The organism is Sporomusa acidovorans, from assembly GCF_900101845.1.
Classification (GTDB): Bacteria; Bacillota; Negativicutes; order Sporomusales; family Sporomusaceae; genus Sporomusa; species Sporomusa acidovorans.
On the sequence record NZ_FNAM01000007.1, the window covers coordinates 90,835 to 116,410 of the forward strand.

The window sequence follows — 25,576 nt, forward strand, 5'->3', positions numbered from 1 at the left end:
TAAACCTATATTATATGCTGTAAAAATGGGCTTCGCTAGGCCCTGCTGTGAATTTTTTGAAGGGAGAGACCATGACATCACGAGTTCCACGAATTGCAGCCGTTCACGACATGTCCTGCTTCGGACGGTGTTCTTTAACAGTCATTATACCCATATTATCCTGCCTTGGTATGCAAGTGTGCCCATTACCGACAGCGGTGCTCAGTACTCACCTGGGGGGGTTTAACGAAATTTCCTTTTGCGATTTTACGGAGCGTATGCCTTACTTTTATCATCATTGGCAAAAGGAAGGAATTGTCTTTGACTGCATTTATAGCGGCTTCTTAGCCTCAGAGCAGCAGATTGATACGGTCGCTGATTTTATCGAAAAATTTTCAGCAACTAAACCCATGGTTCTGGTTGACCCGGTAATGGGGGATGAGGGGAAGCTCTATTCGGTTTATACACTGCAAATGCGCGAGCATATGCAGCGACTTGTCGGTAAAGCTGATATCATTACGCCTAACTTTACGGAGGCCTGTTTTTTATTGGGCGAACCCTATGAAGAACAGGGGGTGGATGGCGCTGTACTGCAAGAATGGCTGGTCCGGCTGGCCGGTTTTGGCCCTTCCATTGTAGTTGTGACAGGAATTCCCACTGCGGGCGCGCAATTGATGAATATTGCCTATGAACGGAGTACTGGCACTTTTTCGCAGGTGGTCAGCGAGCACATTCCCGTCAAATATCCAGGGACAGGCGATATTTTTGCCAGTATTTTGGCGGGTGCCCTCTTGGCGCAACGTCCTGTACCCGCGGCGATACAACTGGCGGCTGATTTTATAGCAATGACGGTTAAAACCACTTATGAAGCGGGTACACCCAGACGAGAGGGTGTCATGCTGGAAAAATACCTGCCTTGGTTGTGTCAAGCCTGGCAAAAGCGTAATGACAGCTTTTAAGTGATCATTTTACAGCAACGTAGCTGAAAGCCCACCGCTTTAACCGTGGGATGAAAGCAGCTTCGCGTAATTCTTTGTTGTAGTATAACGTAATAACTGATACAATATAAATATGGGACAAGAATATAGAAGAACTCAAACCACCGTTTCTCTAATCAACTATCATTTTGTTTTCTGCCCGCGGTACAGGCGTAAAGTGCTGATCAGCGAAGTCGAAAAACGTTTCCGCGAAATTCTGCAAAGAATTTGCGAGGAAAATGACTTCATCATTGTTGCGCTTGAAGTTATGCCGGAACACGTACACCTATTTTTAAACTCCCCACCGTCAATCAGTCCATCGGATATCATGGCAAAAGTGAAAGGAGCGACATCAAGACAACTGCGGCAGGAATTTCAACACCTGCGGCACTTGCCAAGTCTTTGGACACGTTCATTCTTCTGTTCTACGGCTGGAAACGTATCCAGTGAAACCATAGCCCGGTACATCGCCGAACAAAAGACAAGGGGGTGATAAAGTGCAAATCACCGTACAAGCAAAAATACTACCAACTAAAGAACAATTTCAATTGATCAACTCCACAACAAAAGAGTACATTCGCTTAATCAACCAGATTGTTTCAGACTATATAACTGCTGAAAAAGACCTAAAATACACTTCAAAGAACGTCAATGCCGAACTGCCAAGCGCAGTAAAGAACCAGGCGATTCAAGACGCTAAAAGTGTTTTTCATAAGTACCAAAAAACTAAAAAACAATCCATCCTCAAAAAACCAGTAGCTATTTGGAACAACCAGAACTATTGCATCAAAGACCAGCTTCTGTCTTTCCCCGTTCTCATTGATGACAAATCCAAACGTATTGAAGTGCCCATAATCCTAACCGACTACCCCAAACGGCTATTAACAAATAAGCTAGGCAGTCTGCGAATCAGCCAGAAATCCGGCAAGTACATAGCACAAATCGCAATTCAAGTACCAGAATCTGAATCCACGGGCAACCAGGCTATGGGCATAGACCTTGGCCTTAAAATCCCAGCTGTTGCCGTCACACAGGACGGCAAAACTAAATTCTTCGGCAATGGCCGTCAAAACAAATTCATTAAGCGCAAACATCGTTCCGCACGCCGCAAGTTAGGCAAATTGAAGAAGCTAAAAGCGATCAAGAAACGCCACGACAAAGAACAACGCTGGATGAAAGACCAGGACCATAAAATCAGTCGCCAAATTGTTGATTTTTTGCGAAAGAAAATCATGTTTCAACCATTTGCCTTGAACAACTTTCTGGTATACGCCAGACGGCAAGAACAAGCCGTAAAAACGAGAAAAACCTCCATAACTGGTCATTCTATCGTTTAGCTACTTTCATCGAATACAAGGCAATTCAGGCCGGAATCAAGGTAGAATACGTCAATCCCCAGTACACTAGCCAGAAATGTCCAGTATGTGGTGCTTTGAACAAAGCCAGCGACAGAAAGTATACATGCGGTTGCGGATTCAGAGGCCACCGGGATAGAGTCGGAGCCTTAAATATCATATCTGCACCTGTGATAGATGGTAACAGTCTATCAGCCTAGAGTGCCAATGGCACTGCTCTAGGACGGGCTAATGGCATAGCCCTGAACTTGGGGCCATACTCGCCTATCAGAAATGAACTGGCGTTTAATCACCTAAGAATCCCACGGCTTCAGCCGTGCGGAGTGTCAAAGGGAGAGAAGTTTTATGGCGAATAAACGGATGTTAACGACAAGGGATATTGTGTATAGCGGTGTGCTGGCCGCCATATGCGCCATGGCTACTTCGCTGAAGATTCCGTTTGGTGTAGGCGCGATGGTTCATCTGGGAACCGCTTTTTTATATACGGTTGGTATTTGTTTTGGCGGGGTCTATGCCGGTTTGGCAGGAGCTATCGGCTCAGCCTTTTATGATCTTCTCATGGGTTTTTCCCCCTATACGGCCTGGTCTTTCGTGATCAAGGGCGTTGCCGGATTGATTATTGGTTTTGTTGCCAAAGGTCTGTGGCCTGCACCGGTAATCCGGGAAACAGGGCATAGCTGGATGTGGCGCGCCGTGCTTGGTTGCCTACTGGCCGCGGCTTGGACGTTGGGCGGTTACATAGTGGCCTGGTGGCAGGTAACTGGCAGCTTAGCAATCGCCTTTAGCAATATACCGGGTTCACTATTGACTTCCGGTGTAGGGATCGTTGTGGCGCTGCTCTTGTCGCCTAAACTGCGGAAAATTGTTTACCGCTAAAGTAAGGTACGTTGTATATGGTTGTGGGATTAAATTTTTTTTGCTATTGAATTTTTTGGATAATTGGGTATAATTATAAATGAGCATATGCCCGAATAAGGAGGGAGCGTGTGGCCAGGCAACGTTGTTGTGGCTTAATTGCTGGCGAGCCAATTTGCCGAAAATTTTTTCCGCAGGGTGAGTCAGGCGGGAAGCCGGTGATTGTGCAACTGGAAGAACTGGAAGCAGTTCGCTTGAAAGATATCAAAGACTACGAACAGGCAATCTGCGCGTCCCTTATGGGACTGTCAAGACCAACATTTCAAAGAATTCTGCATTCTGCCAGAATTAAAATTGCGACAGCCCTTGTGGAAGGCAGGGCCATTATGATTGAAGGGGGAAACTATATTATGAAAAACCGGGTTTTTGAGTGTGTGGAGTGTCATCACGTTTGGGAGGAAGTTCCTTGTACCGAAGGCGGTAAACATGGTTATGAGATTGCTTGCCCGCAATGCGGCAGTATGAAAAAAATGAAGTTAGAAAACGGCGTTAAACATGCTTGCGGCGGCCAGCAGCATCAAGGTCACGGCGGCTGCTGCGGCCATTAAGTAAAGAACGCTCAACGAAAAACGTTATTGTATCTTTAGCGGTACAATAATGTTTTTTTCTTTGGTCAAACAGAATTTATAATTGAATTCTGTGACATAAGTGCAACCAGCGGCTAGCGCTTTCGCCAAAGGCTCGGCGTTAGCCGGGTCTTCTAAAAATCATAAGAAATCGCTCTTTTTCTTAACCTGTACATCAGTCATTTCTCATGATAAAGTGAATACTATGTGTTAAGAATAAGGAAGGGAAACAGATATTGAAGGTGACAGAAAGGAGTCAATATGAATAATAACCTGCTGGAAAAGTATGCTCAGCTTGTAGTGAAAACCGGGATAAATATTCAACAAAAACAAACACTTGTCATTTCATCGCCGCTGGAGTGCGCCCCTTTTGCCAGAATGATTGCCGAAACCGCCTATAAAGCCGGTGCGAGAGAAGTCGTCATGAATTGGAAGGATGAACTATCTGCTAAGATCAAGTTTTTACAGGCCCCTGATGAAATTTTTGACGAGTTTCCGGAATGGCAGAAAGAGTTTTACCTTTTTTATGCGCGCCAAGGAGCTGCCTTTATCAGTATTGCCGCCTCCGACCCTGAGTTGCTTAAGGAGGTAAATCCTGAACGGGTGGTTAGAGTGCAAAAGGCCAGCAATACGGCACTCAAGGAATATCGCGAGCGCATGATGAGCAACAAAAACGCCTGGAGTGTTGTATCAATACCTACTCAGGCCTGGGCCCAAAAGGTATTTCCAAGGATGGCGGACGAAGAGGCTGTAGAAAAATTGTGGGAAGCTATTCTAAAGTCTGTTCGGGTGGATACGGCTGATCCGGTTGCGGCCTGGAAGGAACATAGCCGTCAGTTGAAAGCAAGACTGGATTATTTAAATTCGTATAAATTCCGCTTGCTTCATTATAAAAATTCGCTGGGAACGGATTTGAAAGTGGAACTGCCGGCAGGGCATCTGTGGCTTGGCGGTCCGGAGTATACGGCCGATGGCACGGAATTTGTCGCCAATATGCCGACCGAGGAAGTTTTTACCCTTCCCCAAAAAACAGGTGTAAATGGTGTGGTCGTCAGCTCAAAACCGCTTAATTATAATGGCACATTGATCGATAAATTTTCTTTAACCTTTAAAGACGGACGTATTGTTGATTCTAAGGCTGAGCAGGGACAAGAGGTATTAAAAAAACTTGTAGAAACAGATGAAGGTTCGCACTATCTGGGCGAGGTAGCCCTCGTGCCGTTTGATTCACCCATATCAAACTCCAATATCCTATTTTACAATACCTTGTTTGACGAAAATGCCTCCTGCCATTTGGCACTTGGCAAAGCCTATCCCATTTGCATCGAAAATGGAACAACAATGACCGGTGAACAACTGGCGCAAGCCGGGGTAAACGATTCCATGGTACATGTTGATTTTATGCTGGGAACGGCTGATTTGGAGATAACCGGAACAACGGCTGCCGGCGAGAATGTATTGGTATTTAAAAACGGAAATTTTGCCGTGCAATAAAAAAACCAGGAAGCAACAGAAAAAAATTCTGTGCTTCCTGGTTTTTTATTACAGGATATCTGCTCTGCTGCTATGGCACAAAAAAGTGGATTTATATTGCCCTGACAGGTTGAATGGTCATTGATTCAGGGATATCCGGCTTTGGCCTAATTGAACGGTTGGTTATTTATCATAAGTGAATTTTGAAGATAGAAAAATGAAAATATTAAAAAATATTAAAAATTATAATTTTTATGCAGGACTTAGGAAAACTATGCCGAAGTGTTACCATATAAAAGAAATATATACCGCATGTAGGAACAATAATAATTCCAGTTCAAAAACTTAGAAAAGCAAGAAAGTCTATATTTTTATGGAGGAGGTCATGAATAGTCAAATGGATTATTTACATACAGAGGAATTCAATACCGCATAGAGGAACTTTGGCAAACTGCGAGGGAAAATGAAGTGACTTGGATTTTGCATTAATTAACGGTTGGCAGAGTTGGTAAGAAGAATTAAGCAAAGGAAGAATTTATGTGCTTAAGAGTCCTAACTTCATTGTAATTTAATAATGATCTATTAGAGGAATTGAATCCCGTATAAAGGGACAAATGTTTGTTTGGCTCTCATTAGTATGAGTAATTATGAATCCCAAATATCTCTTGAAAAATGAAAGTATGCGCTTTTGGGGAAGTCAAGTTGTCTGACACAGGGAGTGTCAGCCTTGTACCTGAAAAAAGGATACAGGGTAACGTCACACTTCTCTAAAATAGAATGTTTTTACCAGCTAGGGAGGCGATAATGGATAGCTATTTTTACTTGCTATATGCCTGGAGTAGTTAAAATGAATTCATTAGGAGGGAACGAATTTGAAGCAGATCAAACTTTTCGGCCTTGGCGGTCAGGGGGTTGTTACCGCAGCTAAGATATTTGCGGAAGCTGTAGCCATTGGCGAAGGAAAACACGCCCAGTCTATACCGGCGTATGGACATGAACGGCGCGGCGCTCCCGTATACTCTGATTTAATTGTCAGTGATGAACCTATTAAAACCAAGTCATTTGTCTATGAACCGGATTATGTTGTTATTTTTGATTTGTCGGTTATTGACAAAGGGATTGATGTTATGGTTGGGACTAATGCCAACACGGTTTTTATTATTAATCATGAATGCGTGCTGCCGGAATATCCGTTTGCCAAGCATCAAGTGTACTATGTTGGCGCTAAACAAATTGCGCTTGACACCTTGAAAAGAGATATCCCTAATTCGGCGATGCTGGGCGCCATGGCTGGCGCCGGTCTGGTTGGATTAGACGCTGCCATACAGGCGATACGCAAAATATTTGGAAAGGCTGGTGATATCAATGCAGAAGCAGCAAACAAAGCCTATGCCGGCTTGCGGAAAAACTAAAAAATATTTTTTGGGGCCGGTTGCTCTGGAATTTGTGGCCACGAAGACAGGTGTCTGGCGGTCGGTGCGTCCGGATGTTAATCTTGATGTCTGTGTTTTCTGTGGCAATTGCGGCAAACATTGTCCGGCTGATATTGTCAGCGTTGAAAAAGCCAAGAGAAGCGTTAGTTTTGACTGGGATTACTGTAAAGGGTGCGGCATTTGTGCCAATGTCTGCCCGAAGCAATGTATTACCATGATACCGGAGGAAGGTGTTTGCAAGCTATGAATACCCGAGTATTGATTGATGGCAACGGAGCCGCCTCAGAGGGGCTCAGGTTGGCAAAAGTAAAAGTAATTTCCGCTTATCCGATTACGCCGCAAAGTCCGATTTCCGAAAAATTAGCCGATTTTACCGTTCAAGGCAAACTAGCTGCTAAGTATATCCGGGTTGAATCAGAGCACAGCGCTATGTGCTGTGCAATCGGCGCCCAGCTTACCGGCGTCCGGGCGGGGACGGCAACTTCTTCTGTTGGTTTGGCGCTTATGCATGAAGTATTGGGGGTAGCGGCGGGCTGCCGGGTGCCGATCGTTATGCCGGTAGTCAACCGGTCCCTGGTTAGCCCCTGGAGCTTGTGGTGCGATCATCAGGATGCCATGGCGGAACGAGATAATGGCTGGATGCAGCTTTACGCGGAAAGTGCCCAGGAAGTACTGGATTTTATTTTTATCGCTTACCGGACGGCAGAAGATGAACGGGTTCAACTACCGGCCATGATCTGTTTGGATGGTTTTTTCCTTTCACATATGAGCGATGTAGTTTTGCTGCCGGATCAGGCAACTGTCGATGCTTATTTGCCGCCGTATGTTTGTCATAATTTTCACCTTGATCCCAATGATCCCATGTTTATTAATAATCTGACGCCTACGCTTGATTATAGCGAAATGAGATATCAGCAGGCCGTAGGTTTCCAGCAGGCGCCGGCGGTGTTAACGGAGGCTATGAGTGAATTTAAGAATGTATTTGGCCGCGAATATTCCCTGATTGAGCCTTATCGGTGCGCGGATGCCGCAGCCATCCTGGTGACGCTGGGATCCATGTCCGGTACCGCTAAATATGTTGTGGATCAGTTGCGGGCCCAGGGAAAGAAAGTTGGGGTTTTGAAAATTACCTCATACCGCCCGTTCCCGGTTGAACAGATCAAACAGGCAGTAGCGCCTGCCGCCGTAGTCGGGGTTATGGACCGCAGTCCCGGTTATGGTGCGCAAGTGGCGCCGGTAGCTACCGAAGTCCGGGCAGCTCTCGGCGGCAAGCCGGTGCAAGGCTTTATTGCCGGACTGGGGGGACGCGATATTTCGCCGGCAACTTTTACAACAGCTTTTGAAAAGCTGTTGAGTAACAAAATGACGCAAGCTGTCGATTGGCTTGATACCAGAGAAAACGCCATGACGATTCGGGAGGTGATGTAAGATGTTAGTGATGAAATCAGAAGCCAGAGGCTTAATCGCCCATGGTGTGAGCGCTTGTGCCGGCTGCGGCCTTGAATTGGCGGCACGGATTATTTTTGATGTAATGGGCGCCAATAGCGTTGTGGTTATCCCGCCCGGCTGCGCAGCCCTCTTTTCCGGTTATGGCCGGGAAACAGTAACCAAAATACCTGGGTTCCAGGGTAATCTGGAAAGCACTGCCGCTTACGCCGCCGGTATTAAAGCCGGCTTTGAAATGCAGGGGCGCGGCGACGTTCAGGTCTTTGGCCTTGCCGGTGACGGCGCCACGGTCGATATCGGCCTGCAATCGCTGTCCGGTGCTCTGGAGCGGCGGGACAAAATACTGTACATTTGCTATGATAACGAGGCTTATATGAATACCGGCATTCAGGGCAGCGGTTCTACGCCGTTAGCGGCCTGGACGACGACGACTCCGGGCGGCAAGGGCGTCTATCGCAAAGATATGGTGGGCATTGTGGCGGCACATAAAATTCCTTATGCGGCTACTGCCTCGGTCGGGTATGTGGATGACTTGAGGAAAAAAATGGAAAAAGCTAAAGCTGCCACTGCGACAGGACCGGCCTATATTCATGTGCATGCTCCCTGCCCAACCGGCTGGGGATCAAAACCGGAACATACGGTTGAGGTTGCTAAAATGGCCGTACAAAGCCTCTGCTGGCCGCTTTATGAAATTGTTAACGGGGTAGAGTATACGGTTACGGTGCCGGTTAGTAAACCAAAGCCGGTAACCGAATACCTGAAATTGCAGAAACGGTTTAGTGGTGCCGCTGCCAGCCAGGTGGAAAAACTGCAGGCGATGGTAACGGGCGATTATGAGCAACTGTTGAATAGGTGAATTTGCTGACTGATTCGGAAGAAGTTTACAAGCGTGTATTCTCCTTGACCTTAAACAGGCCAGGGGAATGCAGCGCTTTCTCAATAAAAATCAGAAAATTGGCAAGAGGTGAACTTGTTTGAAACTATACAAAATTCTGGTCGTCAACATTGGCTCAACCTCAACAAAACTGGCCTATTATGAAGACAAAGAATGCAAGCTGAAAACAACGCTGGAACACCCGGTCCACGAATTAGCGGCCTTTGATGATATGATGGACCAGGACCATTACCGCCGTGCGGCCATCGAAGCATTTCTCAAGGATAAAGGAATCCAGGTAAGCGAGTTAGACGCTATTAGCTGCCGGGGCGGTCATTCCAAGCCGCTGGAAGGCGGTGTATACCGTATTAATGAAACGATGCTGGCCCAGCAGGCTTCCGGCCTATATGGCAGGCACCCCGCTGATATCGGTACGAAAATCGCCTACCAAATGGCGGCAGAAAATAAACTGTTAGCGGTAGTGGTTGATCCGCCGGTGACGGATGAATTTACCGCGGTTGCCCGTCTGTCCGGTCATCCCGAGTTGCCGCGTCAAAGCAGATTTCAGGCCCTGAGCCACCGGGCTACCGGCAAAAGGTATGCGCGGGATAACGGTAGAAAATATGAGGAATTAAATTTGGTTATCGCCCATATGGGCGGCGGAATTACGGTTGCTGTTCACCGTCAGGGAAAAATGATTGATGCTACCAACGGGATTGACGGCGAGGGGCCATTTTCCACTAACCGGACCGGCGGCCTGCCGGTGGGAGCGCTGGTCGATTTGTGTTTTTCCGGCCGTTACAGCTATAAAAAAGTCCAAAAAATGATCAATGGCGAGGGGGGGTTAACCGCCTATCTTAAGGAAAATGATGTGCGCACGATAGAAGTGAAAGCGGCTACCGACGACTATTACGCTTTGTGCCTGGAAGCAATGATTTATCAGACCTGTAAGGAAATAGGGGCGATGGCTACCGTGCTGGCAGGCAAGGTTGACGCCATTGTCATCACCGGTGGCATTGCTCATTCCCAAAAAATCATGGCGAAAATCAAAGAGCGAGTTGGTTTTATTGCGCCGATAACGTTGTATCCTGGTGAAAATGAAATGGATGCGCTGGCATTAGGTGCCTTGGAAGCTATACGGGGTAATGAACCGATTAAGTCTTTGTAGAAAGGAGGATAAAAATTGTTTACTGATTTCCACTGCGCGTTGACCTGGCTTAAGGACAAGCATATTATCAAAAAAGCGGCTGTGGCGGCTGCTCATGATATCGACGTACTGACCTCGGTTGTTTCCGCCCGGCGGGAAGGAATTCTCGACGCCGTTCTGATTGGCGATGCCGGCAAAATAAGGAGTTATTTGGAACAGTTAGGTGAGAAAACGGATCAATGGGAGATTGTGGATGAACAGAACGAGGTTCAGGCTGCCCGCCATACGGCCGTGCTGGTTGCGGAAAAAAAAGTGGATATGCCGATGAAAGGATTACTGCAAACAAGTACATTCCTGAAGGCCCTATTGGATAAAAGTCTGGGACTGATTGCTGAAAATGGGCTTATTAGCCAGATTACTGTTTTCCATTACCCGCAGGCGAGCCGTTTGATGCTTGTTACGGACTGTGCCATTAATGTTGCGCCGGATTATTCAAAAAAACTGAAAATCATGCAAAATGCCGTGAGTTTATGCCACAAGCTCGGTATTGACAAGCCCAAGGTAGCGGTAATCGCCCCGCTGGAATTGGTCAATCCGGATATTCAGGCCACTAGTGACGCCGCTATGCTGACGTTAGCCAACATGCGGGGACAAATTAAAAACTGCATTGTCGACGGGCCGTTGGGCTTTGATAATGCGGTTTCGCTGGCGGCTGCCCGGCATAAAGGGATTGAAAGCAAGGTGGCCGGCTATGCCGACATTTTGCTGATGCCTGATTTAGGCGCAGGCAATATTCTGGATAAATCATTGCGGTACTTTGCCGGTTATCAGACTGCCGGGGTAGTAGCAGGGGGCAAAGTTCCCATCATTGCAACTTCCAGAAGTGATTCGGCGGAGAACAAACTTAATTCCATTGTTCTGTCCGTACTGCAGTCTCTGTAAATTTGGCAAGAGTCAGGGCTTTAGTAAATAACCCATAACCACAGTACGGGATACGGAGATAAAACCCTTAGCCATAGGATCAATCATTAAGGGGGAGAAAAAATGTCAAACGGTACTACGATGACCACGATTAATACAACTGTGGAACGGAAGACCAGGTATCGGTGGGTTGTGCTGGCGGTTATTTTCCTGTTTTATTTGATTAACTTTGCTGATCGTACAAATCTCGGGGTTGTGCTGCCAATGATTAAAGCAGAATTCAACCTAAGCAATTTCGAAGCAGGTTCGTTGATGAGCTTTTTCTTTCTCGGTTATGCCATTACGCAGATACCGGGCGGCTTGTTTATGGGCAAGCATGGAACCCGGGGGATGGTATCGTTCTCCATTTTAGGATTTTCTATTTTTACCTACCTGATTGGTACATCGGCCAATGCGGTCATGATGAAATGGTTTCGGCTAGGTCTTGGTCTGTGTGAAGGCCCGAGTCCGGTTGGCGGTTCAGCAACTATTAAAAACTGGTATCCGCCGCAAGAACAGGGAACCGCCGCCGGAGTGTTCATGGGGGCCTCATCAGTGGCTTTAATGTCGATACCGCCGATTGCGGTTTGGATCATGGTGAATTACGGCTGGCGGCACGTATTTTATTGGTTTGCTATTCCGGGGATTATTCTGTCAATTATTTGGTATCTCTTTGTTCACAGTCGTCCGGAAGAGAGCCCTTATTGCAATCAGGCCGAGGTAGATTATATCCGCAATACTTCAGCTCTAGACATACCCAGGCGGCAAATCGGTCAACCGCAGGTAAATCAATGGGCTGGCTGGATAAGATTATCAGCAGGAAAAAAGTAACCCAGCTGGTAACGGCGGCTGAAGTTTTCCGGTCCTGGAATGTTTGGGGGCTGGCGGTGACGTATTTTTTCATAGGGTTTGTGACTTATGGGTTTATGACCTGGATACCGTTGTATCTAGTCAGTGCTAAGGGATTTTCGCTGGTAAAAATGGGTTGGATTGCTTCCGCTCCATGGATTGGGGCGGCGGCCGGAAATTTCCTGGGTGGAGTCATTGCCGACAAATTACTCGATAAACGGCGCAAGCCGCTGATGATGTTTGGACCGATAAGCTTGGTTGTTATGCTGACTGCGCTGATTCATGTGCCGAATGACACTACGCTCTTGTTTATTGTCCTGTTTTTGACCGGCTTTTTTATCAATTTAGCCTGGCCTTGCTATTTCGCCTATCCGATGGGATTTACGACAGGGGCCACTTACCCGACCGCCATCGCCATTGTTACATCGATCGGCAATCTGAGCGGCTTCTTTTCGCCGATGATCGGCGGCTACCTGTTGGATGTGTATAAATCATTTGATGTTGTTTTTATCTTTCTCGGAGCGTGCGGCTTACTCAGCCTGCTGATGTCACTGACCATCAAGGAGCCGTTGCAGGAATGATTTCAGTAAGTTAGCTTAAGGCTGCCCCAAGGTATTATTTTTCTACGAGGAGTGGTAAGAATGAAACCAGCTGCAGAATTATTGCAAGAACGTACAGAGCGGTTGAAAAAAGCAATTGCGTTAGAAAAAACGGACAGGCCGCCGATTATACTGACCGCAGATGCTTTTCACGCTAACCAGATGGGGGTAAAATTATCCGACTTTTGCTTGCATGTGAACGTTTCGCATGAGACTATGTTCAAATCTATCCAGCGCCTGGGTGATGTGGACGGAACAAATGCCGCTTTTAGTGCCGCTAAACTATTTCCACTCCAATTTTTCACGAAAATGAAACTGCCGGGCCGTGAATTGCCGGACCATACACTCTGGCAGCTTGACGAGCAGGAAATGATGACGGTGGAAGACTATGACACTATTTTGGACAAAGGCTGGGAAGCGTTTAGTCAGGATTATCTGGCTAACCGCCTGAACCTCCCGGTTGCAGCCATGCTGGCAGAGGTAGCCGCGATGCCGCAGATGATAAAAAGGTTTGAAGACGCCGGCTATCTGGTATACTCCCGCAAGCAAGGACTTACGGTTAATGAGTATCTTAGCGGTGGACGGTCGATGGCAAAATTTATGCGCGATTTATTCAAAATGCCGGATAAAGTAGAAGCTGTCCTGGACGTGATTTTAGCCGGCCAAGTGGCCGACTATCGGCAGTATGTGCGTGAGAATAAGCCCCTTGTCGTCTTTATTTCGCCGGCGCGGGGCGCCAGTGAATTCTATTCTCCTAAAATATGGGAAAAATTTGTGTGGAAATATTTGCAGGCCATTGTGGAGGCCATTGTGGAAGAAGGCGCCTTTGTTGATATTCATATTGACGGCAATTGGGAACGTGATCTTACCTATTTCCGGTCATTGCCGAAAGCAAAATGTATTTTCGAATCAGACAGTGTCACCAATATTTACAAGATCAAAGAAGTTTTGGGAGATCACATGTGCATCAAGGGAGATGTGCCGGCCGCCCTGCTGACATTGGGTACGCCTGATGAGGTATACAATTATTGTACTAAGCTGATTAACGATATGGGGTCAGGCTTCATTCTTGCGTCCGGCTGTACCGTACCGCCGAATGCCAAATTAGAAAATGTGAAAGCCATGATTGCCGCTGCCACCGGCAAGTAGCAGGCGGGTACCAGTCTTTAAAATATTTGGAGGAGTTACTAGATGGTTAGGCAAGAAAATATACAAATCTTTGATTTACGTTCGGCCCTAGAACGATTGAAACAGCAGCCGGGTGAACTTCTCTATACCGATGAACCCGTGGACCCCCAGGCCGAGCTGGCAGGTGTCTATCGTTATATCGGAGCCGGCGGTACGGTTGCGCGACCGACTCGTTTGGGACCGGCCATGATTTTCAATCATGTCAAGGGCTTTAATAATATTCAGGTATTGATCGGACTGCTCGCCAGCCGCAAGCGGGTGGCAACCCTGCTGGATACTACGCCGGAAAAACTGGCTTTTTGTCTCATGGAAGCGCTACAAGAACCCCTGGCCCCGGTGACAATCCCCCGGGAGAAAGCCATATGCCAGGAGATTGTGCATCGTGCTGATGAACCGGGTTTTGACTTGCGTAAGATCGTACCGGCACCAACTAATACGGAAGAAGACGCCGGTCCCTATATTACCATTGGCATGGCCTATGCTTCTGATCCGGAAACAGGTGATGCCGATATTACCATCCACCGGTTGTGCATCCAGAGTGCTGACGAAATTTCCATGTATTTTGCACCAGGACGCCACCTGGATGTGTTTCGTAAAAAAGCGGAAGCTGCCAACCAGCCTTTGCCGCTATCGATTAGTATTGGCGTAGACCCGGCGATTGAAATTTGTGCCTGTTTTGAGCCGCCCACTACGCCCCTGGGGTATAATGAGCTGGCGCTTGCCGGCGGTGTGCGCAAACGCCCGGTTGAACTGGCAGATTGTTTGACTGTGCAGGCAAAGGCCATTGCCAATGCGGAGTTTGTCATTGAGGGAGAATTACTGCCTAACGTCCGGGTCAGGGAAGACCGGCAGACTATGAGCGGCAAAGCTATGCCGGAGTTTCCCGGCTATACCGGGCCGGCCAATCCGGCAATACCGCTTATCAAGGTAAAAGCGGTGACTCACCGCAAGCAGCCCATTATGCAAACGGTGATAGGTCCCAGTGAAGAACATGTCAATTTGGCCGGCATTCCGACCGAAGCCAGTATTCTGCAGATGGTGGAACGGGCTATGCCGGGCCGGCTGCTCAATGTATACGCGCATTCGGCCGGGGGCGGAAAATATATGGCCGTATTGCAATTCAAAAAGAGCGTCCCCAGTGACGAGGGGCGGCAAAGGCAGGCGGCGCTACTGGCATTTGCCGCCTTCTCCGAATTAAAGCATGTGTTCCTGGTGGATGAAGATGTGGACCCCTTTGACAGCAATGATGTTTTATGGGCCTTAAATACCCGCTATCAGGGGGATGTCAGTACGGTCTTTATTCCCGGTGTTCGTTGTCACCCTCTGGACCCGTCGCAGGTTCCGGAGTTCAGCACTTCGATCCGCGACACAGGGATTTCTTGCAAAGTGATCTTTGACTGTACGGTGCCCTATGATCTGAAAGAGCGTTTTCAGCGGGCAAAATTTAAAGAAGTGGATGTACGGCGGTTTGCGCCGACTCTATTGGGAGAAGATTAATTCAGCATGATAAAAATGGGCAGGAGTGATTCAGATGATGAGTAAAAAGGGTAAGGTTTTGCTGGCTATGCCATTGGTGGCTTTGTCGTTGAGTTTTAGCGGTGTTTTGCCAGTGACCAGCCATGTACAGGCCGCCACAGTTCAGTCCTTTAGCGATGTTCCCGCCGGTCACTGGGCGTATGCCGCGGTGGCAAAGCTGGCCAAAGCCGGACTTGTGGACGGTTATGGCGACAATAGCTTCCAAGGCGACAGAACGATGAGCCGGTATGAGTTTGCTTTTATTGTGGCCAAAGCGATGGACAAATTTGAAAAAGCCGATGAGGATAATAAACAGGTAATCGATAAATTATCGGCGGAGTTTGCCGCCGAGCTTAACCGCCTGGGGGCACGGGTGGCTAAGGTTGAAGCCAAGACAAACACATGGGTAAGTGGTGAGACGCGGTTCCGCTATATGGGAAATTCTCCGAAAGCTGGCGGAACTAGTTTAAGAGGATCAGACCGTTTCGATTTCCGGCAACGCGTCAAATTCCAGGGAACCATTAATGATGATGTTTCATGGACTGCACGGATTATCGCAACCGGTAAAGCCGGTAATTACAATAATAATCCTGACGGAAGTAATGCTGCTTTCGATATGCTTGCTGTAACGGCAAAGAATGTTTTTGGCCTGGATAAAGTTCGTATTGGCCGCTTTCCCTATGATTCTTATACTTACGGACTTTTTAGCAAAGCATTGGGTGTTGACGGTGTTCGCGTGGATAAAAGTTTCGGTAATGTGGTATTTACCGGATCGGTAAATAACGTCAAAAGTAATACTAACCAAGGTAATGGCCTAGGCGACAGCGGTGACGCCAATACCGTGACAACTGCTCAACTTTCCGGCAGAGCGGGCAGTAATTTGGGCTGGAAAGCCGGCTACTTCTGGTCTGAGGTTCCCGGTACCAGCACTTCTACAGGAACAGGTTCTCTAAATACGAATATTGGTTTTTTTAAGCAATCCCAAGGATGGAATGCGGGTTTTGACGCCAAGCTGGGAGATTGCCTGCTTATCGGTGAATATGTTTCAACCAGCCTTAAGGGAGTAGAAAATCTTCCCTCATCCCCTAAGGGCTGGGCTGTCGAGCTTACCAGCGCTACGAAACAGCCGCCGATCTTTTATGGGGCGAAATATCTGGTAGACTATAAGAAAAAAGGTGATTTCGGCTGGTCGGTTTCCTATCGCAGTATTGATGCCGGCGTAGTTCCGAACGGGGCAGGCGGATTTGATGCTCAGGCAGTCAGCTATGCTACAGATCCATATTCGACAGTTCTCAAAGGTACGGACAATATTAAAGGTTTCTTTGTAGCTTTTCAAAATACGATAAGCAAGAATGTAGTTTGGACCATTGAAGGTCAGGATCTCAAAATTAAGAACAGAGAGTTGACCGGTTTGTCTTCCAATGATCTTGGCAAAACCTATATGACTAGACTTGAGTTTTTCTATTAAAAGTTACACTTCGGAGAACAGGGTAACCCTATGTAGGCGGGGTTACCCTGTTGTTTGGGTACGTTTACAGAAAATACAGTAAGGAGTGAGCAAGATAAAGCTGCTTAAGCGTCAAAATGGACGCATATATTTACAATTTCAGTTGACGTTGCTGGGAACAGATTTTTGTTTGACTGTAACCGGGGGCGACCGTTCTCATTTGGGGGCTGTCGCAGTAGCTCAGGTAGGAGAAAGTATGATTGAGGCTGGCAAGCTGACTACCACAGTATCTACTATTACATTATTAGGGCATAAAGAAGATGGTATGGCCCGTGACTTAGCGGCGCGTTTGGCAACGGCGGTTGCCGCCAATGTTGTGGTTTGCTGCGGGATTCATCTTGACAACATAACACCTGACGAAATTAAAACAGTACGATTAATGAGCAATGAGATGGCAGGCGAAATTATTCAATATGTCCAGGATTTGCGCCGTGCGTAGCTGACAGCCGCCCGGCAGGCGAAATATTCATGAAATTCCAGATAGTGGTGAGGAAGGAATATTTACCTTAATACAGAATTATACAGCATGATATGTACATCTTATTAGTTAGTATTCAATAATCATTGTCGGAGGTAAATATGCCTGCAAAATTTTTGCAATCAGTTGATAATGCGCTTCAAATATTAGAGTTGTTTTCCGGTAATGTTGCGGAACTAGGTGTGACTGATGTTAGCAAGTTGCTTGGTCTGGGAAGAAGCACCGCCCACCGCCTGCTTTCTACTTTAGAAAATCGTGCTTTTGTTGAACAAAATCCCGTAACGGGAAAGTATAAACTTGGCATGAAAATCGTGAACATTGGGGCTAACAAGCTGTCAAGGCTAAATATAATCAAAGAATGTCACCCGTGTCTTGAAGCACTAAGCAGTGAGACAGGTGAAGCAACTCATCTGGCTTTGTATAGTCGGGGTGAGATAACTTTCGTTGATCAGGTACGGCGTAACCCTGCAGTCATGTCCTCTATTATCGGCTCGCGCATGCCTGCCTATATTACCGGCACAGGAAAAATTCTTTTGGCGTTCTTAGCAGATGCCGAAGTCGAAAAGTATTTACAAAATGTGCATTTGCAACCGTATACAGCCACCACCATTGCGGATCGTGATCAACTTAAGGAGCACCTGAAAGAAATCCGCGAGCAGGGATATGGTGAGGACCAGCAAGAATCTGAGGAGGGGCTTGTTTGTTTTGCGGCGCCTGTTCGTGACAGAACAGGAAAAGTTGTGGCTGCTATTAGTATATCCGGTGCCGCTAGCAGGATGAATGCGCGCAAAGAAGAGTTAGTCAATAAAGTCAAAACCGCTGCCGAGCAGGCGTCACGCAATTGTGGCTGGTCGCCTAGCTATGAATGGAAATGACGTAAACAATATATTGTGCCAACGTAAGGAGCTACTCGTTATTTTCAATGATAATTTTGTCATGAACTAAAAACCAGGAAGCGCAGGTTCTGCGTTTCCTGGTTTTTTATGTCTACTTTGGGCCGAATATTTATTTTTTAAATCCGCCTGCCTTATAGCGGGGCTTGGCACCTGGCGGGGGATTCTTTCTATTTTCCTGCGGCTTGCGCTTGCCGCCGTAAGTGCGGATGCGCAACGGGGCTTCTTCGGTAATTTTGATAGGTGTGGTATCTGGTTCCTTAGTCAACAGCTTGAGCGCGGCTGCGAGCAGGGAGACAGAGTCGGTTTCGGCAAGCAATTCTTCGGCACGGCTCCGATATTGATCAAGTCCGCCGCTTTCGATTTGATTAAGCAGCTTTTCCACTGCTAAACGCTGCTGGCCTTCGATGGCTTCTGTTACGGTAGGAACAGGCATCCGGACAATTTTTCGTTTGGTGATTCGCTCAATGGAGCGTAAATGTTCCAATTCCCTGGGAATGACGAAAGTCATGGCCAGGCCGGTCTGACCGGCTCGGCCGGTGCGGCCGACCCGGTGGACATAGCTTTCCGGATCTTGAGGGATATCAAAGTTATAGACATGGGAGACGCCACTGATATCCAGGCCGCGGGCGGCTACATCGGTAGCGACGAGAATATCGATGGTGCTTTCCCGGAATTGCCGCAGGACGGAATCGCGCTTGGCCTGGGTGAGGTCGCCGTGAATGCCTTCAGCCGAATAACCCCGCTTTTTCAAAGCCTCGGACAACTCATCCACCCGGCGTTTGGTTCTCACAAAAACGATAGACAGTTCCGGCGCCTGAATGTCCAGGAGGCGGCAGAACACGTCAAATTTTTGACGGTCCTGCAGTTCCATATAATATTGTTCAATCAGCGGAACCGTAACTTCCTTGGATTTAATGCTGACAAGAGCCGGGTCTTTTAAGAACCGCTGGGCCAAATTTTGAATCTGGCGGGGCATGGTTGCGGAAAAGAGTAATGTCTGGCGAGTCTCAGGCGTAGCCCTCAGAATTTTTTCGATATCTTCAATGAATCCCATGTTGAGCATTTCGTCGGCTTCGTCCAAAACGACCATTTTTATATCTGTCAGCTTAACCGTGTGGCGTTCCATATGATCCATTAAGCGACCGGGAGTAGCAACAATGATTTGCGGTTTTCGTTGCAGGGCTTTAATTTGACGGTAAATATCCTGCCCTCCATAGATGGGCAGCGTACGCACCTGCGAAAATTGTCCAAGCTTATTCAGCTCTTCGGCCACCTGGATGGCTAATTCACGGGTGGGAGTTAGGACAATTCCGAAAATAGTGCCCGTGTTTCTTTGGATATTTTCCAGCAAAGGGATACCGAATGCCGCTGTTTTGCCGGTACCGGTCTGCGCCTGGCCGATTAGATCTTTGCCGGAAAGCAACAGCGGAATCGCCTGTTCCTGAATAGGTGTCGGCTCTTCAAAACCCATATCGCTAAGAGCACGAATTGTTACATCACTAATCCCCAGCTCTCTGAACTTTTCCAAATTTTATGTAGCCTCCTTTGGCTGCTTGCTTTTTACAATAGTATCGTCAGATCATAAGGGGTTATATACGCTTTGTGTTGTTGAGAAGTGGGGATGAAGCCTGGATAAATTGGTCGAGTGTGTATTGTTTGGCAGGGAAAATTATGCCTTTTCGGGAATAAAACAGAGTTAAGCCGTTAGAGTGTTCACAGAATCATTGACTGAAGGAAGAGGGATAGTATGATTACAGATCGACTAAGACAGCAAATTGATTTTATTGTGGAAGTGGATAAAATAAAACAGATTTATCGGCAAAATTATGTAATTGGCGGTGAGCGCCATGAGACAGATGCGGAACATTCCTGGCATTTAGCCGTTATGGCCGTACTCTTGGCCGAGCATGTTGCCGGTCACCAGATTGACGTACTCAAAGTACTGAAAATGGTTCTTATTCACGATATTGTGGAGATTGATGCCGGCGATACCTATTGTTTTGATCAGCAGGCCGGACTGGATAAAAATGAGCGGGAAACGAAGGCTGCCGATCGGCTATTCGGTTTGCTGCCCGCCGATCAGGCCCAGGAATTTCGCTCCTTATGGGAGGAGTTTGAGCATAGGGGCAGTCCGGAGGCTTGCCTAGCCGATGCACTGGACAGGCTTCAGCCACTGCTGCTGCATTGCCATACACAGGGCAAATCGTGGAAAGAACACGGCATAACTAGTGCTAAGGTATATGAACGGAATCAGCGAACGGGAACAATAGCCCCGGAATTGGGTCAACTTGTTGCTGAGACGATCCAGACAGCGGTTGCGAAAGGTTATTTGCCGGAATAATTCATGCGCCGGTATTACTCGTATAAGATAAGATAAAAGAGAGTCGAAACGAAATCATGTTTTCGACTCTCTTTTATCTTGTATCTTGTGACGCTTGGCAAGAAATACCGCTTATGTATCCTGAAGCACCTTTTCAGCCCGATAGGAGAAAGAACGGCGTGATAGTCCCAAATAGGCTGCTGCTGCTGATTTGTTGCCTTTGTGCATTTTTAGGGCGGCGTAAATAATATTGTTTATATATTCTTCCAGGTTGAAGGGTTCCGGCGGCAGAATCACCGGTGCTTCAGGAAGGATGGTTCCTTCCTCTACGGCAGGGAGAGTGCAGTTGCCGCTGTCTACAATATTCAGGTGTCTGCTGCATAGTTCCGTATCATCAAACATAAAAACCGACCATTCAATAACATTTTGCAATTCGCGAATATTACCCGGCCAGGAATGGCTAAGCAGGGCTTTAGCCGCCTGGTCGCTTATGCGGCTGAATTTTTTCCCTTTTTGGGTGGAAAAACGGTGCAAGAACATTTCGGCCAAGGGCACAATGGCTTCCGGCCGTTCACGCAGCGGCGGGATAAGGATTTGTCCCACATTAAGGCGATAAAACAGGTCCCGGCGAAAACTTTTTTCCTCCACGGCCTGAGCCAGGTTAATGTTGGTTGCACAGATAATACGGACATCGGCTTTGATTTTTTTTAAGCCTCCTACCCGGTAATATTCTTTTTCCTGTAAAACCCGCAATAATTTTGCCTGCATTTCTATGGGCATCTCGCCAACTTCATCCAAAAATAACGTACCGCCGACGGCGAGATCCAGCTTTCCTTTTTGTCCTTTGGACAACCCGCCTGTGAAAGAACCGGCTTCATAGCCGAATAATTCACTCTCGAACAGTGTCGGGGTTAGAGCCGCGCAGTTTATATCAACAAATGGCGTGGTTTCGTTGAAGTCGGCATAATGAATAAGCTTGGCCACCATTTCTTTACCGGTACCGGTTTCACCCTGAATTAAAACCGGAATCGAACGATCCTGGTGGTAAAGGAGTGCCTGCTTATAAATGTTTTCCATTGCCGGATCAAAGACCCCGATTTTGCCGATTCCTTCCGACTGGGCAACAAGCTGGCGCAAGCGGGAAATTTCTTTGGTAGTTTCCTGGGTAGCGGCCTGCACTTCCTGGTCAAAATGGTCGGTAAGCCGTCTGTTCTCACGCAGCAAGCCCTGGTGTTCGGCCACTTTTTCCGCAATAATCGATAACTCCTGAATGTTGATCGGTTTTAAGAGATAATCGAAGGCGCCCATACGTAAGGCTTCAATAGCCGATTCCATTGACCCGTGGCCGGTAAATAAAACAATGTCGGTATACGAACCGCTCGGCAATTCCTTAATACGTTTTAACAAATCAATACCGGTTATGCCTGGCATCTTTATATCGGTCAGGATCATCGGAAAATTTTCTTCCGCATAGGCGGCAAGCGCCTCTTCGCCGTTACTGCATTCGGTGACTTCATAGCCCTGACGACGTAAAAATTTTCTCACAGACGTGCGGCTGCCAGTATCGTCGTCTACTAATAAAATATTCAACTAGCATTATCCTCCTTTGCGTTGTCAATACTTAGGTTTTCTGCCTCAATTAGCGGAAATACAAGACGGAAAGTAGCTCCTCCATTTTCGTTGGTTATGGCCGATATTTGACCGCCGTGAGAAGTAACCACAGATTTTACAATTGCCAATCCCAGGCCCATGCCGTTACCCTTGGTGGTGAAAAACGGGGTGAAGAGCTTTTGTTTGATTGCGTCGGGAATGCCCGGACCATTATCCGAGATTTGAACAATAATTTTGTCTTCCAGGCGTGATTGAATTTCTATTTCTTTGTAAACCTGAGGGGAAGATTCCAGTGCCTCCAAGGCATTGTTCATCAGATTAAGGATAACGTGTTCCATATAGGCCAGTGAGCCTAAAAGTTTAAGCGGTTCCTCAGTAAGATCAAGCGATAGGACGACACCGGCGGTATTTAGCTGGGGAGTCAGCATCGCAACCGCATTTTGAATAACCTGGGTCATATCGAAATGCTGGCTGCTTTTTTGCTGATGACTGCGGATGAGATCGCGAATATATTTAATAATATTGGCAATCCGCGTTGCCTGCGTGGAAATGGTTTGCACATCCTCCAAGAACTCCTCCAAATGATAGGACTTGTCTTCTTTGGACCACATCAAAATACTGTCTGCCGTAACTTTTATTGAGTTTAAAGGCTGGTTAATCTCATGGGCAATGCCGGCAGCCATATTGCCTAAAGAAGCCAGTTTTTCCGCTTTGCTGATTCTGTTCCGGGCCGCTAAGAGCTCCATTTCCGCCTGTTTACGGTCGGAAATGTCTCTGGCAATACACAGCCCCACAAGTTCACCATTAAGCGCGAATAAATGAGAATTTACCTCTGTAGGAACAAGTCTGCCGTCTTTTGCCAGATAATCATAATCAAAAATAGCCTGCCGCAGGGTTAACAGTTTTTCCATGCGGGGAGCGGCAAGGGTTTGCGATTGTGAGGACATGATGGACATCATTGTGCGGGACAGCAATTCATCCCGGGAATAACCCAGCCAGCGGCAGGCAATGTCATTCACCTCGATAATCGTGCCAGGCAAACTTTGCGGGGTAATTTTCCAAACAAAGATGGCATCTTGTACACTGTCGAATAATTTTCGGTAACGTTTTTCCATAGCGCGCCTGACGAAGATTTCCTGGGCCAGGGCAGCATTGGTATTGGCTAATTGGCGGGCTTGGGACTCTACGTTTTTTTCCAGGCGGCGGTAAGAGTGGGTGAGTACGTTTTCGGCATGTTTCTTATCATGGATGTCCAGGCAGCAGCCGATATAGCCGGTAAAAGTATGGTCAGAATTAAACCGGGGAATGCCAATGGTTTGCATCCAGCGGTATTCGCCGTCCGCGCGCCGCATGCGGTGTTCGGAGCAGAAGGAATTTGGCTGGTTGTCCGGGGCGTCCGGCAATACCGTTTGGATGAATGCATTATCTTTGGGATGAATATAAGTTTCCCAGTCAATTTTTATGCCGATGCCAGGGGAGGCGCCGGTATACTTTTGCCATTGCTTATTGACAAAAATGCAGTTGTTGTATTGATCGGTTGACCAGACCATCACCGGAATGTGGTCGGCCAAATACTTAAAATTTGCTTCGCTTTCCCGTAAGGCCTGCTCAGCTTGCTTGCGTTCCGAAATGTCTCTGGCAATTGAGATTATCCTGGGTGAATCCCACAGGTTAAATAAATGGGAATTTACTTCCACCGGGATGCGGGTTCCGTCTTTGGCAATATGATAGACTTCCAAGAGAGAATGTCCCGCAGTCATGAGTGCTGTAAGTGCCTGGTCGGCAGCCTCAGGCGAGGTGAGTTCACTGATATCGTAAACCGTCAGGCTTAGTAATTCCTCGCGGCTGTACCCGAGCTTTTTACAGGCGGCGTCATTTACTTCGAGAAATCGGGAAGACTTGGTAGGCGGATCCGGAGGCGAAGTGACAAAAATGGCATCATTGCTGCTGTTAAACAGTGTCTGATATTTTTCTGTACTGCGGCGGTAGTTTTCCTCTGCCTGTTTATATTTGGTGACATCCTTGAGAATGAATACGATTTCATCCTCATTAATCGCCGCTAAATGAATTTCTCCGGCCCAGTTATCGGTAGTGTGCTCAAAGGAAACAGTCTGCCGGGAACGTAACACCGTGTCAATATTTCTGACAATTTTTTCCGCGAAAGAAGAAGTAAGAATGTCATAAACGGATTTTCCCAGGGCGGGTTTGGCTGTTAGCGGAGCAGCGAATTGCCGGTGGGAAAGTATTTCGCAGACAATTCCACTTTTGTTGATAACGGCAACAATATCCGGTATCGTTGCCAGAATACCCTGGATTCGCTCCTGTTTTTCATGTAATTCGCTTTCGAACTGCTTGCGGTCTGTGATATCGATCATCGTACCAATGAACGCAGGTTTACCCTCAAAGGTAACATATCTGCCGTTAATTTCCACATCACGGTAAAAATCACCGTTAACCAAGCGTACTTCATAATGGTTGCTATTGATTTTGCCGGTCCTGCTGGTTTTAGTATTCTCGGCCGACAACGTGTGATCAATTGGTTGAATGTAATCAAAGATATTCTCAATTTCCAGCAGCTCGCTGTATGACAAGCGGGTAATGGCCATAACGCCACGATTGGCATAGACCAGTCGGTTTTCCTGGATAATATAGATGCCAATGCGCGAATTTTCCACTAAATTGCGGAATTTTAATTCATCCTGTGCAACCTGAGTATTAAGCTGATGATAGTTTTGCAGGTGCTGGGTCAGCCAGTTTAACAGAAGAATGCCTGCCGTATTCGGCAGGACAAGCAGGGTAAGCAATTGACCTAAGGTAGATAATTGGCTAAAAACCGGTAAGTCGGAATTATCGCCGCCAATAGTAATATTCAAATAGTAACATGTTATGGTATAGAGGCAGTTTATGAAAGTCAATATACCAGTTCTTAAGTAAGCGGGGGAGTTGACAAAACGTTCTAACGCAAAAGCGCCGATAATGCCGAATAAAGACGCCCCGATGGTCCAAACTGTTAGCATGCCGTTGCCCAGTGTCAAGGAAAGTAAAGTACTGACCAAGGCAACAATCACGGCTTCAAAAAAACCGATATGCAAGGCTACAAGTAAAATGGGTATTATGCTTAAATTTAATGGGATAGTATGCGTTCCGTAAGTAGGAATAAACGAAATAGCGGCAATGAGTGAAAAAAATGCAACCCCGGACAGATTAATGTCCTCTTTTTTGGAATAAACGATAGCCGGAAACAAAGGTAATACAATAATGATAACAGCAGCCATCGCCCCAATATTTTCGAATAATTGTATCATCGTTACACATAGGCTTGTCAAATCCACCGTAAACACCTCAACAACTATATTCGCGGCGATTGTACATAATCCTTGATAAAATAGGAAGCTTTTTGTTGGTTTAAGTCAATCAGCTAATTTTTTTGTAATATTATAACAAATAAGACAAAAAATAGATTGACTTATGGGTAAGGACAGTTATAA

At 46.9% G+C, this 25,576-nt stretch carries 24 protein-coding genes; 21 read left to right on the forward strand and 3 right to left on the reverse strand.

Annotation, left to right across the window (positions count from 1 at the left end; all coding sequences use genetic code 11):
• Window positions 1-71: 71 nt before the first annotated feature.
• From BLR65_RS07305 to BLR65_RS07390, 20 genes are all read left to right on the forward strand, one after another.
• Window positions 72-938: a pyridoxamine kinase gene (locus tag BLR65_RS07305; RefSeq protein WP_093793535.1), complete on the forward strand. Its 867-nt coding sequence runs from the start codon at window positions 72-74 to the stop codon at window positions 936-938.
• Window positions 939-1,050: 112 nt separating this feature from the next.
• Window positions 1,051-1,449: an IS200/IS605 family transposase gene (tnpA, locus tag BLR65_RS07310; RefSeq protein WP_093793536.1), complete on the forward strand. Its 399-nt coding sequence runs from the start codon at window positions 1,051-1,053 to the stop codon at window positions 1,447-1,449.
• Window positions 1,450-1,453: 4 nt separating this feature from the next.
• On the forward strand, window positions 1,454-2,293 hold the full coding sequence (locus tag BLR65_RS07315) for a transposase (RefSeq protein WP_245692545.1): 840 nt from the start codon (window positions 1,454-1,456) through the stop codon (window positions 2,291-2,293).
• Window positions 2,224-2,511 (forward strand): transposase, encoded by a 288-nt coding sequence (locus tag BLR65_RS30775; RefSeq protein WP_245692560.1) that lies wholly within the window; start codon window positions 2,224-2,226, stop codon window positions 2,509-2,511. Before BLR65_RS07315 ends, BLR65_RS30775 begins: the two co-directional genes overlap by 70 nt.
• Before the next feature lie 145 nt (window positions 2,512-2,656).
• Window positions 2,657-3,187: an ECF transporter S component gene (locus tag BLR65_RS07320; RefSeq protein WP_093793537.1), complete on the forward strand. Its 531-nt coding sequence runs from the start codon at window positions 2,657-2,659 to the stop codon at window positions 3,185-3,187.
• Window positions 3,188-3,297: 110 nt separating this feature from the next.
• Entirely contained in the window at window positions 3,298-3,774 is a 477-nt protein-coding gene (locus BLR65_RS07325) for a DUF134 domain-containing protein (protein ID WP_093793538.1), read from the forward strand.
• 279 nt (window positions 3,775-4,053) lie between these two features.
• Window positions 4,054-5,286, forward strand: a complete 1,233-nt coding sequence (locus BLR65_RS07330) for an aminopeptidase (protein WP_093793539.1) — start codon at window positions 4,054-4,056, stop codon at window positions 5,284-5,286.
• Between the two features lie 851 nt (window positions 5,287-6,137).
• Window positions 6,138-6,677, forward strand: coding sequence for a 2-oxoacid:acceptor oxidoreductase family protein (locus BLR65_RS07335; protein WP_093793540.1), 540 nt, complete (start codon window positions 6,138-6,140; stop codon window positions 6,675-6,677).
• Complete coding sequence (locus tag BLR65_RS07340) at window positions 6,655-6,945, forward strand: 4Fe-4S binding protein (protein ID WP_093793541.1); 291 nt, start codon at window positions 6,655-6,657, stop codon at window positions 6,943-6,945. The genes BLR65_RS07335 and BLR65_RS07340 overlap by 23 nt, the downstream gene beginning before the upstream one ends.
• Complete coding sequence (locus tag BLR65_RS07345) at window positions 6,942-8,126, forward strand: pyruvate ferredoxin oxidoreductase (RefSeq protein WP_093793572.1); 1,185 nt, start codon at window positions 6,942-6,944, stop codon at window positions 8,124-8,126. The genes BLR65_RS07340 and BLR65_RS07345 overlap by 4 nt, the downstream gene beginning before the upstream one ends.
• Before the next feature lies 1 nt (window position 8,127).
• Window positions 8,128-9,000, forward strand: coding sequence for a thiamine pyrophosphate-dependent enzyme (locus BLR65_RS07350; RefSeq protein WP_211285215.1), 873 nt, complete (start codon window positions 8,128-8,130; stop codon window positions 8,998-9,000).
• 118 nt (window positions 9,001-9,118) lie between these two features.
• A complete protein-coding gene (gene buk / locus BLR65_RS07355) occupies window positions 9,119-10,186 on the forward strand; it encodes a butyrate kinase (RefSeq protein WP_093793542.1) in 1,068 nt (355 codons plus the stop codon).
• A 15-nt stretch (window positions 10,187-10,201) separates the two neighbouring features.
• Window positions 10,202-11,107, forward strand: a complete 906-nt coding sequence (locus tag BLR65_RS07360) for a bifunctional enoyl-CoA hydratase/phosphate acetyltransferase (protein WP_093793543.1) — start codon at window positions 10,202-10,204, stop codon at window positions 11,105-11,107.
• 102 nt (window positions 11,108-11,209) lie between these two features.
• The gene (locus BLR65_RS30780; protein ID WP_245692548.1) at window positions 11,210-11,956 is read left to right on the forward strand and encodes an MFS transporter; all 747 of its coding nucleotides are present in this window, start codon (window positions 11,210-11,212) and stop codon (window positions 11,954-11,956) included.
• A complete protein-coding gene (locus BLR65_RS30785) occupies window positions 11,917-12,555 on the forward strand; it encodes an MFS transporter (protein ID WP_245692550.1) in 639 nt (212 codons plus the stop codon). Before BLR65_RS30780 ends, BLR65_RS30785 begins: the two co-directional genes overlap by 40 nt.
• A gap of 60 nt (window positions 12,556-12,615) precedes the next feature.
• Window positions 12,616-13,722, forward strand: coding sequence for a uroporphyrinogen decarboxylase family protein (locus tag BLR65_RS07370; protein WP_093793544.1), 1,107 nt, complete (start codon window positions 12,616-12,618; stop codon window positions 13,720-13,722).
• A 42-nt stretch (window positions 13,723-13,764) separates the two neighbouring features.
• Window positions 13,765-15,258: a UbiD family decarboxylase gene (locus tag BLR65_RS07375; RefSeq protein WP_093793545.1), complete on the forward strand. Its 1,494-nt coding sequence runs from the start codon at window positions 13,765-13,767 to the stop codon at window positions 15,256-15,258.
• Between the two features lie 34 nt (window positions 15,259-15,292).
• Complete coding sequence (locus tag BLR65_RS07380; protein WP_093793546.1) at window positions 15,293-16,744, forward strand: S-layer homology domain-containing protein; 1,452 nt, start codon at window positions 15,293-15,295, stop codon at window positions 16,742-16,744.
• Window positions 16,745-16,829: 85 nt separating this feature from the next.
• Complete coding sequence (lpdD, locus tag BLR65_RS28990) at window positions 16,830-17,222, forward strand: prenylated flavin chaperone LpdD (RefSeq protein WP_143122522.1); 393 nt, start codon at window positions 16,830-16,832, stop codon at window positions 17,220-17,222.
• Window positions 17,223-17,362: 140 nt separating this feature from the next.
• Complete coding sequence (locus tag BLR65_RS07390) at window positions 17,363-18,136, forward strand: IclR family transcriptional regulator (RefSeq protein WP_093793548.1); 774 nt, start codon at window positions 17,363-17,365, stop codon at window positions 18,134-18,136.
• A 130-nt stretch (window positions 18,137-18,266) separates the two neighbouring features.
• Here BLR65_RS07390 and cshA read toward each other — a convergent pair whose 3' ends face one another.
• Window positions 18,267-19,685, reverse strand: a complete 1,419-nt coding sequence (gene cshA, locus BLR65_RS07395) for a degradosome RNA helicase CshA (RefSeq protein WP_281241503.1) — start codon at window positions 19,683-19,685, stop codon at window positions 18,267-18,269.
• A gap of 219 nt (window positions 19,686-19,904) precedes the next feature.
• On the opposite strand from cshA, the gene BLR65_RS07400 reads away from it, so the two are divergent.
• Window positions 19,905-20,498, forward strand: coding sequence for an HD domain-containing protein (locus BLR65_RS07400; RefSeq protein ID WP_093793549.1), 594 nt, complete (start codon window positions 19,905-19,907; stop codon window positions 20,496-20,498).
• A 111-nt stretch (window positions 20,499-20,609) separates the two neighbouring features.
• On the opposite strand, the gene BLR65_RS07405 is transcribed toward BLR65_RS07400, so the two are convergent.
• Both BLR65_RS07405 and BLR65_RS07410 read right to left on the reverse strand, forming a co-directional pair.
• The gene (locus BLR65_RS07405; RefSeq protein WP_093793550.1) at window positions 20,610-22,067 is read right to left on the reverse strand and encodes a sigma-54-dependent transcriptional regulator; all 1,458 of its coding nucleotides are present in this window, start codon (window positions 22,065-22,067) and stop codon (window positions 20,610-20,612) included.
• On the reverse strand, window positions 22,064-25,393 hold the full coding sequence (locus tag BLR65_RS07410) for a PAS domain-containing sensor histidine kinase (protein WP_093793551.1): 3,330 nt from the start codon (window positions 25,391-25,393) through the stop codon (window positions 22,064-22,066). The genes BLR65_RS07405 and BLR65_RS07410 overlap by 4 nt, the downstream gene beginning before the upstream one ends.
• Window positions 25,394-25,576 lie beyond the last annotated feature (183 nt).

Coding starts and splice junctions, on each gene's coding strand:
- BLR65_RS07305 (WP_093793535.1), top strand. CDS start 72: ATGACATCACGAGTTCCACGAATTGCAGCCGTTCACGACATGTCCTGC.
- tnpA (WP_093793536.1), top strand. CDS start 1,051: ATGGGACAAGAATATAGAAGAACTCAAACCACCGTTTCTCTAATCAAC.
- BLR65_RS07320 (WP_093793537.1), top strand. CDS start 2,657: ATGGCGAATAAACGGATGTTAACGACAAGGGATATTGTGTATAGCGGT.
- BLR65_RS07330 (WP_093793539.1), top strand. CDS start 4,054: ATGAATAATAACCTGCTGGAAAAGTATGCTCAGCTTGTAGTGAAAACC.
- BLR65_RS07340 (WP_093793541.1), top strand. CDS start 6,655: ATGCCGGCTTGCGGAAAAACTAAAAAATATTTTTTGGGGCCGGTTGCT.
- BLR65_RS07345 (WP_093793572.1), top strand. CDS start 6,942: ATGAATACCCGAGTATTGATTGATGGCAACGGAGCCGCCTCAGAGGGG.
- BLR65_RS07350 (WP_211285215.1), top strand. CDS start 8,128: ATGTTAGTGATGAAATCAGAAGCCAGAGGCTTAATCGCCCATGGTGTG.
- BLR65_RS30780 (WP_245692548.1), top strand. CDS start 11,210: ATGTCAAACGGTACTACGATGACCACGATTAATACAACTGTGGAACGG.
- BLR65_RS30785 (WP_245692550.1), top strand. CDS start 11,917: ATGGGCTGGCTGGATAAGATTATCAGCAGGAAAAAAGTAACCCAGCTG.
- BLR65_RS07370 (WP_093793544.1), top strand. CDS start 12,616: ATGAAACCAGCTGCAGAATTATTGCAAGAACGTACAGAGCGGTTGAAA.
- BLR65_RS07375 (WP_093793545.1), top strand. CDS start 13,765: ATGGTTAGGCAAGAAAATATACAAATCTTTGATTTACGTTCGGCCCTA.
- BLR65_RS07380 (WP_093793546.1), top strand. CDS start 15,293: ATGATGAGTAAAAAGGGTAAGGTTTTGCTGGCTATGCCATTGGTGGCT.
- BLR65_RS07390 (WP_093793548.1), top strand. CDS start 17,363: ATGCCTGCAAAATTTTTGCAATCAGTTGATAATGCGCTTCAAATATTA.
- BLR65_RS07400 (WP_093793549.1), top strand. CDS start 19,905: ATGATTACAGATCGACTAAGACAGCAAATTGATTTTATTGTGGAAGTG.
- BLR65_RS07410 (WP_093793551.1), bottom strand. CDS start 25,393: ATGATACAATTATTCGAAAATATTGGGGCGATGGCTGCTGTTATCATT.